Below are 16376 nucleotides of genomic sequence, written 5' to 3'. Positions count from 1 at the left end.
TACGTCGGGGCGCCGGGCTCGCGCTCGATGACGGCCTGGACGGCGGCAGCCCAGATACGGCTGTTCTCGGTCAGGGCGAGCGCCTTGTGCCCGCCGCTGGGCGCTCCAGCTGAGGAGCTCGTTCACCAACGCCGCAGACCACCTGATCTGCTGCATCTCTCAGAGACAGAGGAATTCAGGTGCAGGTCCGCGTGGAGACCGGCTTGGTGGCTCGTTCGCCCTGTTCGGCGTCGTCGGCGACCTGGGCCGCGGTCAGCACGTAGCCGGTGCGGTTGTCCTCGACCGACGCGGCGAAGACCACGCCGTACACGGTTCCCCGGGTGGAAATGAGCGGACCACCGGAGTTGCCCGGTCGCACCGACGCCCAGATCGAGAACGCCTTGCGGGTCACCGTCCGGTCGCCGTAGATGTCCGGTCCGCGCAACCGCTCCTCCGACCGAATGCGCGCGGGCTCGGAGTTGAAGGGGCCGTTCTCCGGGTAGCCCAGCACGACCGACGCCGCGTCGGCCTTGCCGCTGTCGTCGAAGACCAGGGGCTGCGCGTTGAGCTTCGGCACGTACAGCACCGCGATGTCGACCTCCGGGTCGAACAGCACCACCGTCGCGTCGTACGAGCGCTTGTCGACCTCGACCTTCGGGTTCTCGACGCCGGCCACCACGTGCGCGTTGGTCATCACCCGCTGCGGTGCGTAGACGAAGCCCGAGCCCTCCAGCCCGCGGGAGCAGTTCGCGACGCCGGTCACCTTCGCGATCCGGCTGTACGCCGCCTTGACGGCCGCGGTCCGCCCGATGCCGCCGTCCGGCGGCTGGGTCTCGCGGATCCGCTCCGGGACGAAGGGATCCAGGAAGCGCGGGAACAGATCGGTGTTCACCACGTCGTTGAACGCCTGCAGCGCCTGATCGGCCCGGTTCGGCAGCACCTCGTCGACCTTGGCCAGCACCTGCGACCCGCGCACCGCGGACGTCACGTCCGGGATCCGCGCGCCGCTCACGGCGACGCCGAGCACCCACGAGACGACCAGCACCGAGGCAGCGGCCAGCACCGCGCCGCCGAGCGCGTCGACGGCCTTCACCGGTTTCCAGGAGATCTTGTTTCTCAGCCGGGAGCCGAGCAGCGCGCCGATCGTCCGCCCGACCGAGGCCAGCAGGATCACCAGCACCAGCGCCGCGAACGACACCTCGACGCTCGGCGAGAAGTTGTCCAGCACCTTCGGTACGCCGTACACGCCGACGGCGGCGCCGGCCAGCAGGCCGAGCGTCGCGCAGGCGCCGAGGATGAAGCCCTCGACGTACCCGGAGACCGCCACCAGCACGGTGACCGCCACCAGCACCCAATCGAGAACGCTCACTCGTCACCCTCCGGACGCCCAAGGTCGTGCTCGATGGCAGTCAGCCGCCGCTCCTCCTGCGACCGCTGCCCCTCACTCCGCCAGGCCGCCTCGACCAGCCGGTCGGGCAACGGTACGACGTGAGCCGGGTCCCAGTCGCGCGCCCAGCCGCCGAGCAGCAGCAATTTGTCGAGCAGACCGGCGGTGAAGCCCCAGATGAACAGGTCGCCGATCACGAACGCCGGGCCGGTGAAACCGGACGGGTGGATGCAGCTGATCCGGTTCGCCGGGTCGGCGAGCGCGGACAGCGCGACCCGGTGCACGGAGGCGACCTCGGCCGGGTCGACGACCGCGACCGGCGACGGCTCACGCCACCAGGCGAGGACGGGTGAGACGCCGAAGTTGCTGACCGGGACCCAGAGCGCGGGCCAGATCGCGAACACCTCGACGCCGGTCGGGTCGAGCCCGGTCTCCTCCTCGGCCTCGCGCAGCGCGGTCCGGATCAGCCCGTCGGTGCCGGTGCCGTCCTCCTCGTCGCTGCGGCCACCGGGAAACGCCATCTGGCCGGCGTGCGAGCGCAGCGTCCAGGAGCGCTCGGTGAGCAGTACGTCGGGGCCGTCGGCATCGTTGCCATCGGCAAGCAGAATCAGGACGGCGGACTCCCGGACGGCCGGGTCGTCGGGCGGCAGGAAGCGTGAGAGCTCGTTCGGGTCAACGGTTTTCGAGGCCGTCAGCAACGGGTGCAGCCAGGCCGGGATCTCGGTGTCGAACGTCGTCGCGGTCACAGGGTGACTCCCAGTTTGTCCTGCACCAGCCGGTCGAGCTCCTGCTGGGACTTGAGAACGCCGCGGTGCACGTAGACGACCTTGCCGTTCTCGTCGACGAAGGCGGTCAGCGGCGGACCGCCGACCTTGAGCGGCTGCTGGACAGCCTTCTCGGCGTCGACCAGGTGCGGGTAGGCCAGCCCGTGCTCGCGCGCGAACTGCACCGCGAGCTCGCTCCGAGGATCGGCGTAGTCGATCCCCAGCAGCTTGACCTTGCCGGCGGCCTTCTTCTGCAGCTCGGCGAGGTACGGCGCCTCCTCGCGGCACGGGCCGCACCACTGCGCCCAGACGTTCACCACCAGCGGCCCGCGCAGGTCCGCGAGCCGGATGTCGGGCCCGTCCCCGAGGCAGGGCAGGCTCACGTCGGGCAGTCCGTTGCTGACCGGAGGCTTGGACGGCGCGGCCTCACAAGCCAGCGCCTGCTCGGCCGCCTCCGGACTCGGCGCGCTGCTGGTCTTCTCGGTGCCGCAGGCGGTGAGAAGAAGCAGACCTGCGGTCAGCAGCATCGCCGTACGGACATGCCTCACGCCGGGACCTTGACGAGCTTCCCGGCCAGCTCCGGGTCCGTCGGGCCGGTGCCGTACGACGGGCACCACTGGGCGATCGGGCACGCACCGCACGCGGGCTTCTTGGCGTGGCAGCGGCGGCGGCCGTGGAAGATCAGGCGGTGCGACAGCATCGTCCAGTCCTTCTTCGGGAACAGCGCGCCGATCAGGTGCTCGACCTTGACCGGGTCCTCCTCCGTGGTCCAGCCGAAGCGGCGGACCAGGCGCCCGAAGTGCGTGTCGACGGTGATCCCGGGGACGCCGAACGCGTTGCCCAGGACGACGTTCGCGGTCTTGCGGCCGGTGCCGGGGAGCTTGACCAGCTCCTCCAGCTTGCCGGGCACGACGCCGTCGTAGTCGTCGACGAGCGCCTGACCGAGCTTCAGCAGGCTGTTGGTCTTGGCCCGGAAGAACCCGGTCGGCTTGAGGATCGCCTCCATCTCCTCCCGGTCCGCCTCGGCGTACGCCTGCGCGGTCGGGTAGCGGGAGAACAGCGTCGGCGTCACCTTGTTCACCGTGACGTCGGTGGTCTGCGCCGACAGGATGGTCGCGACGAGCAGTTCCAGCGGCGTCGTGAAGTCGAGCTCGCAGTGCGCGTCGGGGTAGGTGTCGGTGAGCACCTTGTGCATCTTGCGGGCCCGCCGGACCAGCTGGGTCGGCGTCTCCTCGGCGTACACCGGGGCCTTCCGCGGCAGCTTCACGGGCGGGTGCAGCACCGGGGCCGGCACCGGGTGCGGATTGGGGTCCGCGACGCGCTGGGTCATGGAGGCCAGACTACGTGCGGCACTCCACCTGTTATCCACTACCAGGCTGGTCCGGTACTGCGGTCAACGGCGCGGTGCGCAGCGGCACGGTGATGCTCTGGTGCCGCCCGTCCGGGTGCGGCACCGGCGGGTCGATCGCGTTCAGCCGGATCGCCAGCTCGTCCAGAACGCCGTCCGTCACCTCGGGATCGCTCACCGCCGTACCGGCAGGCGCCAGCAGCGCCTCCGCCTCGGTCGGCGGGTTGTCGCCGAAGTAGCGCGCCGCATCCGTGTTCACGATCCAGCAGGCCACCGAGATCCGCACGTGCCCGAGCTCGGGCACGCTGACCAGTACGTCGGCGTGGTAGGTCGCGCCCTCGTCGCCGAGCCGCGCGGTCGTCGCCAGCTCCGCCTCACCGGCCGGCGCGGGCAGCAACGCCCGTACGGCGTCCTCGACCTTCCTGGCCAGCAGCCCGTGCACGGCGACCGGCTCGCTGTTCACCCGCCGCGTCGCGCCCCGGATCGAGTCCGCGGCCAGCAGCCGCAGCTCCTCGGTCCGGCCCAGCTCGCTGAGCAGGTTGCGCAGGCGCTGCTCGTCGGCGGGGTACGAACTGCCCCGCAGCCACCTGATCGCCTCGTCCAGCTCGCCGCGGTGGAGCAGGTCGTCGATCCCGCCCAGCCCACCGGCGGGCATCCCGTCGATGCCGTACACGCGGATCAGTCCGGCGAGCTCACCGCCGCGCTCCCCGACGAACTGCCGCAGCCGTCCGGGCGCGTCCGGGTCGGAGCTCGCCCGCAGGATCGCGATCGCGTCGTCCAGCCGCCCGGCCTCGCGGAGCAGCAGCACGACGGCCTTCTCGCTCCCCAGCGGGCTGTCCGTCAGCAGCGCCACCGCGCCGTCCACGTCGCCCTGCCGGGCCATCTCCCGGGCCTGCCTGGTCAGCAGCGCGCGCTCGCCCAGCGGCTGGTTCCGCCGCCGCGCACGCCATCGCCTCACCCATCCGAGCACCCCTCATCCTGCCTCGGGCCGGCGGTCGCCGGACGGGGTTCCCGGCGCGTCCCGGGCGACCTACGTGGCGGTTCCGTGACCGGAGGAAGTACGGTTTTGAGGCGGCCGGGTGCTTTCTGACCGGCGCCGAGGGGGCTCAAGGCCCTCTCGAAGCTTGCAGTTGAGGTCCGAGGAGGCCCAAACGTGGACGCCGCAGTGCTCCGACAGGCACCGCTGTTCAGTCAGCTGGACGACGAGGCAGCCGACGCGCTGGCCGCGTCGATGACCGAGAACCGGCTGCGTCGCGGCCAGGTGCTGTTCCACGAAGGCGACTCCGGCGACCGGCTGTTCGTCGTGGTCGAGGGCAAGGTGAAGCTCGGCCGGACCTCCGCGGACGGCCGCGAGAACCTGATCGCCGTGCTCGGCCCGGGCCAGATGTTCGGCGAGCTGTCCCTGTTCGACCCTGGACCGCGCTCGGCGACCGTCACCGCGGTCACCGACGCGTCGATGATGTCGCTGACCCACGACGAGCTGCTGCGCTGGCTGGCCGGCCGTCCCGAGGTGGCCCGCGGCCTGCTCCTGCAGCTCGCGTCCCGCCTGCGCAAGGTCTCCGACGTGGTCGCCGACCTGGTCTTCTCCGACGTCCCGGGCCGCGTGGCCAAGGCGCTGCTCGACCTGGCCAGCCGTTTCGGGCGGACGGCGGACGACGGCGTCCACGTGCACCACGACCTGACCCAGGAGGAGCTCGCCCAGCTGGTCGGCGCCTCCCGCGAGACCGTCAACAAGGCCCTGGCCGACTTCGCCTCCCGGGGCTGGGTCCGCCTGGAGCCGCGCTCGGTCGTCCTGCTGGACGTCGAGCGGCTGCAGCGCCGGGCGCGCTGACACCGGTACGCCGTACCGGGGCCGCCCTCGACGAGCGGCCCCGCGACGGTCAGAACTCGCGGTACTGCAGGTACTTGCCGTTCAGCGTGATGACCACCCGGTCGCCCTTCGGGTCCGCGACCCGCTCCAGCTCGACCTCGAAGTCGATCGCGCTCATGATCCCGTCGCCGAACTCCTCACGGATCAGCTCGTTCACCGCGCTGCCGTAGACCTGGACGATCTCCTGCAGCCGGTAGACGGCCGGCTCGCTGGTGTCCACCACGTGCGCGCCGCGCACCGCCGGCAGCTGCAGCGCTTCGACCACCTCGGCGTCCAGCTCCAGGAGCTTCCCGAACTGCTCGGCCAGCTCACGGCCGATCGGATGCTGGCCCAGCAGCGCGGCCGTCACCCACACCTTGCCCTTGCCGACCTCGCGGGCGATCTCCGCCCAGGTCAGACCGAGCCGGCGCTTCGCCACGAGCACCGCGTCCCCGGCGTCGAGCCGGACGACCGCATCCGTCATCGGACACACCTCCACGTCGTGAGGTGTATACAGTATTCGCTGGGTCGGTCAGTCGTCTACACCGAGGTACACCAGCTGGGCCCGGACCGAGCGCTCGGCGGCCGGCCAGAGCGACTGGTCGACGTCGGCGTACACGTTCTCCACGACGGCTTCGGGCGTGGTGTGGCCGGCGGCGACCGCGGCGCGCACCTGGTCGAGGCGTTCGCGGCGGTGGTCGAGGTAGTAGCTGAGCACCGTCGTCGGGTCGTCGATCACCGGGCCGTGGCCGGGCAACAGCCGGTCCACGCCGGCCGGTGAGTTGGCGAACGCGCGCAGGCTCTCCAGCGACTCCAGGTAGGGGCCCAGGGCACCGTCCGGGTGCGCGACCACCGACGTACCGCGGCCGAGAACCGTGTCCCCGGTGAGCAGCGAGCCGTCCTGCGGCAGCCAGAAGCAGACCGAGTCGAGCGTGTGCCCGGGCGTCGGCAGCACCTCGATCCGCAGCTCGCCCGCACCGATCACGTCGCCCTCGGCCAGCCCGTGCGCATGGTCGGTCGGAACCCGGTACGCCGGGTCGACGGCGCGGACCGGGCAGTTCGCCAGGTTCGCGAAGTACGCGGCGCCCTCGGAGTGGTCGAGGTGGTTGTGCGTCAGCAGCACGGTCTGGACGGTCGCACCGGCCGCCTCGACAGCGTCCAGTACGGCGCGCAGGTGGTCCTCGAGCAGCGGGCCGGGATCGACGACGACCGCGCGGTCGGAGCCGGGGGCGCGCAGGATCCAGGTGTTGGTGCCGTCCAGCGTCATCAGGCCCGGGTTCGCGGCGAGCACGCGGGCGGCGTACGGGGTGATCTGCTCGGCGGTCATTCGGTCTCCAGGTAGGCCTTGTCGTTCTCGACGCGGACGGTCGGTTGCACCGGGACGATCGTGCGGTCGGCGGCGGAGGCCAGGACGGCGGCGACGTCGGCGTACGGCGTGATGTCACGGCAGCACAGGTACGTCGGCGGCAGCATCAGCATCTCGCCCGCGTCGACGGCCTCGATCGCCGCGGCCGGAGGCATCCAGGCGACCTGGTCGGACTCGCTGGCCACGTCGCGGGTGACCTGGCCGGGCGGGAGCGCGGCGACGAAGAAGCGGGTGTCGTAGCGGCGCGGCTCGAACTCGGGGGTGATCCAGTGCGCCCAGGGGGCGAGCAGGTCGGCCCGCAGGACGAGCCCGCGGCGGTGCAGGAAGTCGGCGAACCCCAGCGAGCGGTCCTCGAGGGCGACCCGGTCGGCCTCCCAGTCGGCGCCGGTGGTGTCGCTGACGACGGTCTCGGTGGAGGGGCCGGCGAGCAGGACGCCGGACTCCTCGAAGGTCTCTCGGACGGCGGCCGCGACGTACGCCGCTGCCGTCTCGGCCGAGCAGCCGAGCCGCTCGCCGAACCACTGCGGGGGCGGGCCTTCCCAGGAGTCGGCGATGCTCGCGTCGGTCGCGTCGACGCGTCCGCCGGGGAAGACGGTCATGCCGGCCGCGAACGCCATCGACTGCTGGCGGCGGAGCAGGTAGACCTCGGGTCCGGCAGTGGTGTCCCGGAGCAGGATGACAGTGGACGCGGGGCGAGGCTCGGAGGGTGTGCGGCCCTCGCGCACGTGCGCGAGAGCCACCTCCGCCATCCGCCCGGACAGGAGTTCAGACCTGAGATCACGCACTACTTGAACCTCCTGTGCGGGGGTGGGGACGCCGCCGCCCCCGGACCGAGCCGGCTCCGCCGGCCGGTGAGGCGGGCGAGGCCGGCTCACCGGCGTACGGCGTACAGGTCAGACGACCTCGACGATCAGCTCGACCTCGACCGGGGCGTCCAGCGGCAGGACCGGGACGCCGACGGCGCTGCGGGCGTGCTGGCCGGCCTCGGCGAAGACCTGGCCGAACAGCTCGGAGGCGCCGTTCGCGACCTGCGGCTGACCGGTGAAGTCCGGCGTGGAGGCGATGAACGCCACCGCCTTGACGATCCGCTTGACGTTCGCCAGGTCGCCGATCTCGGCCTTGACCGCGGCCAGCGCGTTCAGCGCGCACTGCTGGGCGCACTCGGCGGCCACCTCGGGGGTGACCTCGCCGCCGACCTTGCCGGTGGCGAACAGCGCGCCCTCGCGCAGCGGCAGCTGGCCGGAGGTGTAGACCAGATTGCCGGTCCGGACCGCCGGGACGTAGGCGGCGACCGGCTTGGCGACGTCGGGCAGCTTCAGGCCGAGCTCGGCCAGCTTCTCCTCGGGGTGGCTCATGACTCGGTGATCTCCCGCTTGAAGTAGGCGACCAGGTTCTCCGGGTTCAGCCCCGGGACGACCTGGACCAGCTCCCAGCCGTCCTGGCCGAAGTTGTCCAGGATCTCCTTGGTCGAGTGGACCAGCAGCGGCGCGGTGAAGTACTCGAACTTCTTCATGAGGGGGACTCTAACGGGCGTCGTCGGGCGTGTGCTGTGGGCCACGTCCTACGCTGGGGGACATGGCGAGGCTGCATGTGGTCACCGGGAAAGGTGGCACGGGGAAGACGACGGTGGCCGCCGCCATGGCGCTGGCGCTGGCCGACGAAGGCAAGCGGGTGCTGCTGGTCGAGGTCGAGGGGCGCCAGGGGCTGGCCCAGCTGTTCGACGTACCGCCACTCCCGTACGTCGAACGCCGGATCGCCGTCGGCCCCGCCGGCGGAGAGGTCTACGCGCTCGCCGTGGACGCCGAGGCGGCGCTGCTGGAGTACCTGGACATGTACTACCACCTCGGCCGGGCCGGGAAGGCGCTCGACAAGGTCGGCGCGGTCGACTTCGTCACCACCATCGCGCCCGGGCTGCGCGACGTGCTGCTGACCGGCAAGGTCTACGAGGCGACCCGGCGCAAGGCCCACGGCCGGCTTGCGTACGACGCGGTGGTGCTGGACGCGCCGCCGACCGGGCGGATCGGCCCGTTCCTGAACGTCAACCACGAGGTCGCCGGGCTGGCCAAGGTCGGCCCGATCCGCAACCAGGCCGACGCGATCATGGGCATGCTGCGCTCCGACGTGACCCGGATCCACCTGGTCACGCTGCTGGAGGAGATGCCGGTCCAGGAGACCCTGGACGCGGTCGAGCAGCTGGAGGCGCTGGACCTGCGGATCGGCTCGATCGTGGTGAACATGGTCCGGCACAGCCCGCTCGACGACGAGACGCTCGCGCTGGCGGTGAAGGAGAAGCTGCCCGCGGCGGAGCTGACCCGCGGGCTGCGCGCGGCCGGGATCTCGGCGAGCAAGCAGATGCTGGCGACGCTGGCCGCGGAGGCGCGCGACCACGCCGTACGGATCGGGCTGGAGCGGGAGAACCGCGACCGGATCGATGCCCTGGGCAAGCAAGTGACGGAGATCGGCCTGGTGCCGGACGGGATCGACCACGGGGCGTTGTTCGATCTGGCCGAGGAGCTGCGCGGATGAGGAACCCGACCATGGAGCCGCGCCGATGACCGCCCTTGATCTGGACGCTCTGATCGACGACCCGAAGACGCGGATCATCGTGACCTGCGGTGCGGGTGGGGTCGGGAAGACCACGACCGCGGCGGCGCTCGGGCTGCGGGCCGCCGAGCGCGGGCGGAAGGTCGTCGTCCTGACGATCGACCCGGCGCGCAGGCTGGCGCAGTCGCTCGGGCTGACCGAGCTGGACAACACCCCGCGCGCGGTCCAGGACGTCGACGGCGCGAACGGCGGCAGCCTGGACGCGATGATGCTGGACATGAAGCGCACCTTCGACGAGGTGGTGCTGTCCCACGCGACCCCGGAGAAGGCCGAGCAGATCCTGGCCAACCCGTTCTACGTCGCGCTGTCGTCGTCGTTCGCGGGGACGCAGGAGTACATGGCGATGGAGAAGCTCGGCCAGCTGCACAAGCAGGCCGAGCGGACCGGCGAGTGGGACCTGATCGTCGTCGACACCCCGCCGTCGCGCTCCGCGCTCGACTTCCTGGACGCGCCCGAGCGGCTGGCATCGCTGCTCGAGGGCCGCTTCCTGCGGCTGCTGCTCGCGCCGGCCCGCGGCCCGCTGCGGCTGATGTCGGCCGGGGTGAACCTGGCGATGTCGGTGATGAACAAGGTCCTCGGCGCGCAGGTGCTGACCGACGTCCAGACCTTCGCGGCGGCGTTCGACACCCTCTTCGGCGGTTTCCGCGAGCGCGCCGAGAAGACCGTCGCGCTGCTCCGGGAACCGCACACCGCGTTCCTGGTCGTCGCGGCCCCGCAGAACGACGCGCTCCGTGAGGCGTCGTACTTCACCGACCGCCTCCGCGAGGAACGGATGCCGCTGGCGGGCGTCGTACTGAACCGCGTGACCACCACCCACGCCCCCGACCTCTCCGCCGAACGCTCGCTGGCCGCCGCCGAGAAGCTCACGGAGGCCGGGAAGTCCGACCTGACCGCCGCGGTCCTGCTGTTGCACGCCGACCGCATGCAACAGGTCGTCGGCGAGACCAAACGCGCCGACCGCTTCCGGAGAGGCCACCGCTCGATCGCGACCGTCGACGTACCGGCTCTCCCCGACGACGTCCACGACCTTTCCGGTCTACGCCAGATCGGCGACCTGCTCACCGCCTGATTTTCACCGTCGGCGAACACCACACCCCTCGGGAATGACCAGGTCACCCCCACCGTTGAGCCTGTCAGACTCAATCTTCAAGTGAGGGTGTGACAGCGTGACTGAGACGTTGAATCTTCCTGTTCTGCCGTTGGACGACGTCGTGGTCCTGCCGGGAATGGTCGTGCCCGTACGTCTGGCCGACACCGAGGCTCGGGCCGCCATCGACGCGGCGCAGGCTTCCGGACAGGACAAGGTGCTGCTGGTGCCGCGCCTGGACGGCAAATATGCGAAGGCCGGGACGCTCGGCGAGATCGAGCAGATCGGCCGGCTGCCGGGCGGCGCCCAGGCGGCCGTGATCCGGGGTACCGCCCGGGTCCTGATCGGCGCCGGGACCACCGGTCCGGGTGCGGCCCTCTGGGTCGGCGCCACGGTGCTGAACGAGATCACCGACGAGCGGTCGGCGGAGCTCTCCCGCGAGTACAAGACCCTGGTGACCAGCGTGCTCGAACGCCGCGGCGCCTACCAGGTGATCGACTCCGTGAAGCAGGTGACCGCGCCGGCCGAGCTGGCCGACCTGGCCGGCTACGCGTCGTACCTGAACGACACGCAGAAGCTGGAGCTGCTGGAGAACGCGAACGTCACCGAGCGGCTGACCAAGCTGATCGGGTGGGTCCGCGACCACCTCGCCGAGCTCGAGGTCTCCGAGACGATCCAGAAGGACGTCCAGGAGGGCATGGAGAAGCAGCAGCGCGAGTTCCTGCTGCGCCAGCAGATGGCCGCGATCCGCAAGGAGCTGGCCGAGCTGGACGGCAAGGCCGAGTCCGAGGAAGAGGACTACCGGGCCCGCGTCGAGGCGGCCGACCTGCCGGAGCACGTCAAGAAGGCGGCGCTCGCGGAGGTCGACAAGCTGGAGCGGACCGCGGAGCAGTCCCCCGAGGTCGGCTGGATCCGGACCTGGCTGGACACCGTGCTCGAGCTGCCCTGGAACGAGCGGACCGAGGACGGCTACGACATCCGTGAGGCCCGGGCGGTCCTGGACGCCGACCACGCCGGCCTGGACGACGTGAAGGAGCGCATCACCGAGTACCTCGCCGTACGGCGTCGCCGCGCGGACCGTGGGCTCGGAGTGGTCGGTGGACGCCGCAGCGGCGCCGTACTGGCCCTGGTCGGTCCTCCTGGTGTGGGTAAGACCTCACTGGGCGAGTCCGTGGCCCGTGCGATGGGCCGCAAGTTCGTCCGGGTCGCGCTGGGTGGTGTCCGGGACGAGGCCGAGATCCGTGGTCACCGCCGGACGTACGTCGGTGCGCTGCCGGGCCGGATCGTCCGGGCGATCACCGAGGCCGGTTCGATGAACCCGGTGGTGCTGCTGGACGAGATCGACAAGGTCGGCGCGGACTACCGGGGCGACCCGACCGCGGCGCTGCTCGAGGTCCTGGACCCGGCGCAGAACCACACGTTCCGCGACCACTACCTGGAGGTCGAGCTGGACCTGTCCGACGTGGTGTTCCTGGCCACGGCGAACGTGCTGGACTCGATCCCGGCTCCGCTGCTGGACCGGATGGAACTGGTGCAGCTGGACGGGTACACCGAGGAGGAGAAGGTCGTGATCGCTCGCGACCACCTGCTCCCGCGGCAGCTCGAGCGGGCCGGTCTGACGGCCGACGAGGTCACCGTCGAGGAGTCGGCGCTGCGCCTGCTGGCCGGCGAGTACACCCGCGAGGCCGGCGTACGGCAACTGGAGCGGTCGATCTCCCGCGTACTGCGGAAGGTGACGGCGAAGCTGGCGCTCGGTGAGGACCTGGGTGGTTCGGTGACGGTGGACGCCGGTGAGCTGAAGAAGTACCTGGGCTCGCCGAAGTTCACGCCGGAGTCGGCGGAGCGGACCGCGCTGCCGGGTGTGGCGACCGGACTGGCCGTGACCGGAGCCGGTGGAGACGTGCTCTTCGTGGAGGCCTCGCTGGCCGACAAGGAGACCGGACCGACCGGGGTCACGCTGACCGGGCAGCTGGGTGACGTGATGAAGGAGTCGGCGCAGATCGCGCTGTCCTACCTGCGCTCGCACGGAGCGGAGCTGGGGCTGCCGGTCGGCGACCTGGCCGAGCGGAACGCGCACATCCACGTTCCGGCCGGAGCGGTCCCGAAGGACGGGCCGTCGGCGGGTGTCACGATGACGACCGCGCTGGCGTCGCTGCTGTCCGGGCGGCCGGTCCGTTCGGAGGTCGCGATGACCGGTGAGGTGTCGCTGACCGGCCGGGTGCTCCCGATCGGTGGCGTGAAGCAGAAGCTGCTCGCCGCCCACCGGGCCGGCCTGACCACGATCCTGATCCCGAAGCGCAACGAGCCGGACCTGGAGGACGTGCCCGCGTCCGTGCTGGCGGAGCTGACCGTTCACCCGGTGAGCGACGTCCGCGAGGTCCTCGACCTGGCGCTGGTCCCGGCGCAGGTCGACGCGCGGCAGTACGCCGCCTGATCCACCCCGGTACGCCGGCCCGCTGTGGCCGGCGTACCGGAGCAGGAAACCCCTGACGGCCGACCCACCTGTCCCGGTGGGTCGGCCGTCCTCCTTTTGGACGATTTTCGCCCCGACCCGCCGGTTTTCCGTGACGCAGATCACACGCTCCGCCACGGCGTGGCTCGGCCATCCCGTAGGCTCTGACCCATGCGCGTGAGGGAGAAGGGCGACCGCGGCGTCGTCCAGTCGGTGGTCCTGTTCCTCGGTGTGAGCGTCCTGTCGGGTGCGCTCGCGGCCGGCCTGGCGATCCCGTTCGCGGGCCTGGCCGGGTACACCACGGAGAAGACCCACGAGACCCTCCAGGACCTGCCGCAGGAGCTGAAGACCGATCCACCGGCGCGGACCAGCAAGATCGTCGCCGCCGACGGTTCGCTGATCGCGTACCTGTACGAGCAGAACCGGGTCCCGATCACGCTGGCCCAGGTGAACCCGATCATGCGCAAGGCGATCGTCGCGATCGAGGACGACCGGTTCTACGACCACGGCGCGCTGGACGCCAAGGGCACGCTGCGCGCGATGCTGCGCAACCAGTCCGAGGGCTCGGTGCAGCAGGGTGGTTCGAGCATCACGCAGCAGTACGTGAAGCTGAGCCTGATCGCGAAGGCGAAGACGCCCGAGGAGTACCAGCAGGCGACGGCGTCGACGTACCAGCGCAAGATCGCCGAGCTTCGGTACGCCGTCGCGGTGGAGAAGGAGTTCTCCAAGGACGAGATCCTGGAGAAGTACCTGAACCTGGCCAACTTCGGCGACGGCGCGTACGGCGTCGAGGCGGCCTCCCGGCACTACTTCTCCACGCACGCGAACAAGCTGACGCTGGCCCAGGCCGCGCTGCTGGCCGGCCTGGTGAAGAACCCGAGCGGCTACGACCCGACCAACAACGCCAAGCGCGCCAAGGACCGGCGCGACGTGGTGCTGCGCCGGATGCAGGAACTGAACGTCATCACGGCCAAGCAGGCCACCGACGCGATCCGGACCCCGGTGTACGACCCGAAGAAGGTCCAGAAGATCCCGAACGGGTGCGCGGCGTCGCGGTACCCCTTCTACTGCGAGTACGCGTACTCCACGCTGCTCGACAACCCGGCGTTCGGCGCGGACGAGAAGAGCCGCGCGCACTACATCAAGACTGCGGGCATCACCGTCAAGACCTCGCTGGACCCGCGGATCCAGGCCGCGGCGGAGCTGTCGATCAAGCAGAAGTCGAAGCCGTCCGACACCTCGATCGCGGCGATCACGATGGTCCAGCCGGGCAGCGGCCTGATCAAGGGGATGGCGCAGAGCAAGCCGTACGGCGACGGCACGAACAACACCACGTCGTACAACTACAACGTCGAGAAGACCTACGCCGGTGGCTACGGCGGGTTCCAGAACGGGTCGACGATGAAGGCGTTCACGATCGCCGCCGCGATCCAGCAGGGCATCCCGCTGAACTACCGGATCAACTCGCCGTCGCCGATCGACCTGAGCGGGGTCAAGTTCAAGACCTGCACCGGGACGACCAGCGACCCGAACTACCACCCGAAGAACTCGACCCGCAGCGGTGACCTGACCATGATCGAGGCGGCCAAGGCCTCGACCAACACCTACTTCCTGCAGCTGTCGCAGCGCACCGGGCTGTGCGCGGTCGCGACGATCGCGGCGAAGCTGGGCCTGCGGGACGCGCAGACGCTGCAGCCGCTGCAGCAGGTCATCTCGATGACGCTGGGCGTCGACAACGTCAGCCCGCTGACGCTGTCGAACGCGTACGCGACCTTCGCGGCCCGCGGCAAGTACTGCAAGCCGCTGGCCGTCACCTCGGTGACCAGTGCGGCCGGCAAGCCGATCAAGACGCCGGGCATCCAGTGCACCCAGGCGCTGGAGCAGCCGGTCGCCGACGGTGTGAACCGGGTGCTGCACGAGGTCATGGAGCCGGGCGGTACCGGTAGCCGGCTGAAGTTCGGCAGCAGCGACCTGGCCGGCAAGACCGGAACGATCCAGGAGAACAAGGCCGTCTGGTACTCCGGCTACTCCTCGACCCTGGCCGCGGCCGCGGTGGTCGCCGACGCGAAGCTCCCGTACACGAACCTGATGTACGGCCACACCCTGAACGGCAAGGACATCGCGGACCCGAGCGGTTCGGGGACGGCCGGCCCGATCTGGGAGGTCGCGATGCGCGCCGCCCTGAAGGGTGCCGCGGAGACGCACTTCGTCGCCCCGAGCGACAAGACCATCCGCGGTGACGTGAAGGACCTCCCCTTCGTCACCGGCATGTCGGTCCAGGACGCGACCAACCGCCTGCAGGGCGCCGGCTTCCAGGTCACCGTCGCACCGGGCCAGGTCCGGTCGAAGGAGACCGCGGGCACGGTCGCCTACACCTCACCGCGCCAGCGCGACGGCGCCCCCGAGGGCTCGATGGTCACCATCTACATCTCCGACGGCAGCGAGGGCCAGCAGCCGCCTCCGCCGCCGAACAGCCCGCAACCGCCGAAGCCACCGAACACGGGCAAACCGGGCGGCGGGAACCCGCAGTGCCCGCCGTGGCACCCGCAGTTCCCGAACTGCGGCGGCGGAGGCCGCTGACCTGAAGAACGGAGTGAGCTCGCCGGAGCTCACTCCGTTCGTGTTTTCACCAGAACAGGCCTTTGCCGAACATCTCCAGGAAGGTGAGGTCGGAGACCCCGGAGATCACGAGGGGCGCGACCAGCAGCGCCACCGTGGCCGGCCAGAACAGAGCTGCCGGGCCGCCGACCGAGCGGTGCAGGCGCCGGTTGACGACCACCGCCAGCGCCATCAGCGGGACCCCGAAGAGGACGAAGCCGTACACGCTCGCCTGCAGATCGCCCGGATCGTTGGGGAACGGCGACCACGGGCCGTCCAGCGCCACCGCGAGGAAGTGGCGGACGGCGAGCTCTCCGAGGGCCAGCGGGTAGAGCAGTAGGTACGCCAGCACCACGTTCGCCACGAGCCACAGGAGCGCGGCGCGGACACTCGAAGAAGCTGCTGTCGCTGGCATGTTCACAGGGTAGTGATCTTGCAGCCGTCGTCATTGGCGGTGAAGACGCAGAAGCGCTCCCAGGGGTAGGCCTGAGAGATCATCTTGGTCCAGGGGTGGCCGGAGGGGTTGCTCGTCCAGGTGATCTTCGTGACCGGTTTGCCGGCCGCGTCGTACACGCCCCCGGCGATGTAGGCGTACTGGCCGATGCCGCCGTTCTCCGGATCCCAGCGGAGCCGGGTCCAGAACGCGTGGCAGCTCGGCGACCACCTGAGCTCGGCGAGGATCAGGCTCGCCTGCAGGTCGAGCTTGGTGACGGCGTCCTTCGCGCAGCCGGTGGTCTCCGGGTCGAGGCCGTTGCAGGCGGCGTACGTGCACGGCGGTGCCGCATGGGCTGCGGGGGTACCCACGCCGACGAGTCCCGCGCCGAGGAGGGCTGCTGCCGTGAGGAGTCGTAGTGCCTTGCTGCGCATGTGTGGTCGCCCTTCTCGCCGTGTGATCCCGGCTGGACAGTAGGTCGCGGACGCTCTTGCGGGGCAGGGGTTCCG

17 protein-coding genes are annotated in these 16376 nt (G+C 70.7%); 5 read left to right on the top strand and 12 right to left on the bottom strand.

The features are described from left to right. Positions 1-175: 175 nt before the first annotated feature. The 5 genes from ACZ6Z4_RS00535 to ACZ6Z4_RS00515 are packed head-to-tail and all read right to left on the bottom strand — an operon-like array spanning position 176 to position 4436. Complete coding sequence (locus ACZ6Z4_RS00535) at positions 176-1348, bottom strand: MarP family serine protease (protein WP_465556639.1); 1173 nt, start codon at positions 1346-1348, stop codon at positions 176-178. Continuing rightward, positions 1345-2112, bottom strand: a complete 768-nt coding sequence (locus ACZ6Z4_RS00530; protein ID WP_363675753.1) for an NUDIX hydrolase — start codon at positions 2110-2112, stop codon at positions 1345-1347. Before ACZ6Z4_RS00530 ends, ACZ6Z4_RS00535 begins: the two co-directional genes overlap by 4 nt. Continuing rightward, the gene (locus tag ACZ6Z4_RS00525; RefSeq protein WP_465556636.1) at positions 2109-2678 is read right to left on the bottom strand and encodes a TlpA family protein disulfide reductase; all 570 of its coding nucleotides are present in this window, start codon (positions 2676-2678) and stop codon (positions 2109-2111) included. The genes ACZ6Z4_RS00530 and ACZ6Z4_RS00525 overlap by 4 nt, the downstream gene beginning before the upstream one ends. Continuing rightward, a complete protein-coding gene (nth, locus tag ACZ6Z4_RS00520; RefSeq protein ID WP_465556634.1) occupies positions 2675-3460 on the bottom strand; it encodes an endonuclease III in 786 nt (261 codons plus the stop codon). Before nth ends, ACZ6Z4_RS00525 begins: the two co-directional genes overlap by 4 nt. Before the next feature lie 31 nt (positions 3461-3491). Next, a complete protein-coding gene (locus ACZ6Z4_RS00515) occupies positions 3492-4436 on the bottom strand; it encodes a hypothetical protein (protein WP_465556631.1) in 945 nt (314 codons plus the stop codon). A 195-nt stretch (positions 4437-4631) separates the two neighbouring features. Between ACZ6Z4_RS00515 and ACZ6Z4_RS00510 the strand changes: the two genes are divergently transcribed. Then, complete coding sequence (locus tag ACZ6Z4_RS00510; RefSeq protein WP_012918134.1) at positions 4632-5309, top strand: Crp/Fnr family transcriptional regulator; 678 nt, start codon at positions 4632-4634, stop codon at positions 5307-5309. Positions 5310-5358: 49 nt separating this feature from the next. On the opposite strand, the gene cynS is transcribed toward ACZ6Z4_RS00510, so the two are convergent. From cynS to ACZ6Z4_RS00485, 5 genes are all read right to left on the bottom strand, one after another. Beyond that, on the bottom strand, positions 5359-5811 hold the full coding sequence (gene cynS / locus ACZ6Z4_RS00505; RefSeq protein ID WP_465556629.1) for a cyanase: 453 nt from the start codon (positions 5809-5811) through the stop codon (positions 5359-5361). A 48-nt stretch (positions 5812-5859) separates the two neighbouring features. Further along, positions 5860-6654 (bottom strand): MBL fold metallo-hydrolase, encoded by a 795-nt coding sequence (locus ACZ6Z4_RS00500; RefSeq protein ID WP_465556627.1) that lies wholly within the window; start codon positions 6652-6654, stop codon positions 5860-5862. After that, the gene (locus tag ACZ6Z4_RS00495) at positions 6651-7478 is read right to left on the bottom strand and encodes an NUDIX hydrolase (RefSeq protein ID WP_465556624.1); all 828 of its coding nucleotides are present in this window, start codon (positions 7476-7478) and stop codon (positions 6651-6653) included. The genes ACZ6Z4_RS00500 and ACZ6Z4_RS00495 overlap by 4 nt, the downstream gene beginning before the upstream one ends. Positions 7479-7586: 108 nt before the next feature. After that, entirely contained in the window at positions 7587-8048 is a 462-nt protein-coding gene (locus ACZ6Z4_RS00490; protein WP_465556622.1) for a RidA family protein, read from the bottom strand. After that, positions 8045-8206 (bottom strand): DUF4177 domain-containing protein, encoded by a 162-nt coding sequence (locus tag ACZ6Z4_RS00485; RefSeq protein ID WP_012918129.1) that lies wholly within the window; start codon positions 8204-8206, stop codon positions 8045-8047. Before ACZ6Z4_RS00485 ends, ACZ6Z4_RS00490 begins: the two co-directional genes overlap by 4 nt. Before the next feature lie 62 nt (positions 8207-8268). Here ACZ6Z4_RS00485 and bagA point away from each other — a divergent pair, with 62 nt between their 5' ends. The 4 genes from bagA (at position 8269) to ACZ6Z4_RS00465 (ending at position 15416) form a co-directional block, all read left to right on the top strand. Then, positions 8269-9219, top strand: a complete 951-nt coding sequence (bagA, locus tag ACZ6Z4_RS00480; RefSeq protein WP_465556620.1) for an ATPase BagA — start codon at positions 8269-8271, stop codon at positions 9217-9219. Between the two features lie 25 nt (positions 9220-9244). Continuing rightward, entirely contained in the window at positions 9245-10366 is a 1122-nt protein-coding gene (gene bagB / locus ACZ6Z4_RS00475; protein ID WP_465556618.1) for an ATPase BagB, read from the top strand. A gap of 97 nt (positions 10367-10463) precedes the next feature. After that, complete coding sequence (lon, locus tag ACZ6Z4_RS00470) at positions 10464-12818, top strand: endopeptidase La (RefSeq protein WP_465556616.1); 2355 nt, start codon at positions 10464-10466, stop codon at positions 12816-12818. A 189-nt stretch (positions 12819-13007) separates the two neighbouring features. Further along, positions 13008-15416 (top strand): penicillin-binding protein, encoded by a 2409-nt coding sequence (locus ACZ6Z4_RS00465; protein ID WP_465556614.1) that lies wholly within the window; start codon positions 13008-13010, stop codon positions 15414-15416. A 46-nt stretch (positions 15417-15462) separates the two neighbouring features. On the opposite strand, the gene ACZ6Z4_RS00460 is transcribed toward ACZ6Z4_RS00465, so the two are convergent. Both ACZ6Z4_RS00460 and ACZ6Z4_RS00455 read right to left on the bottom strand, forming a co-directional pair. Further along, entirely contained in the window at positions 15463-15849 is a 387-nt protein-coding gene (locus tag ACZ6Z4_RS00460) for a hypothetical protein (protein ID WP_465556612.1), read from the bottom strand. Between the two features lie 2 nt (positions 15850-15851). Next, a complete protein-coding gene (locus tag ACZ6Z4_RS00455; protein ID WP_465556610.1) occupies positions 15852-16301 on the bottom strand; it encodes a DUF2690 domain-containing protein in 450 nt (149 codons plus the stop codon). Positions 16302-16376: the final 75 nt, after the last annotated feature.

It is taken from the genome of Kribbella sp. NPDC104740 (assembly GCF_055583505.1).
This window is presented reverse-complemented; position numbering and strand designations above follow the sequence as displayed.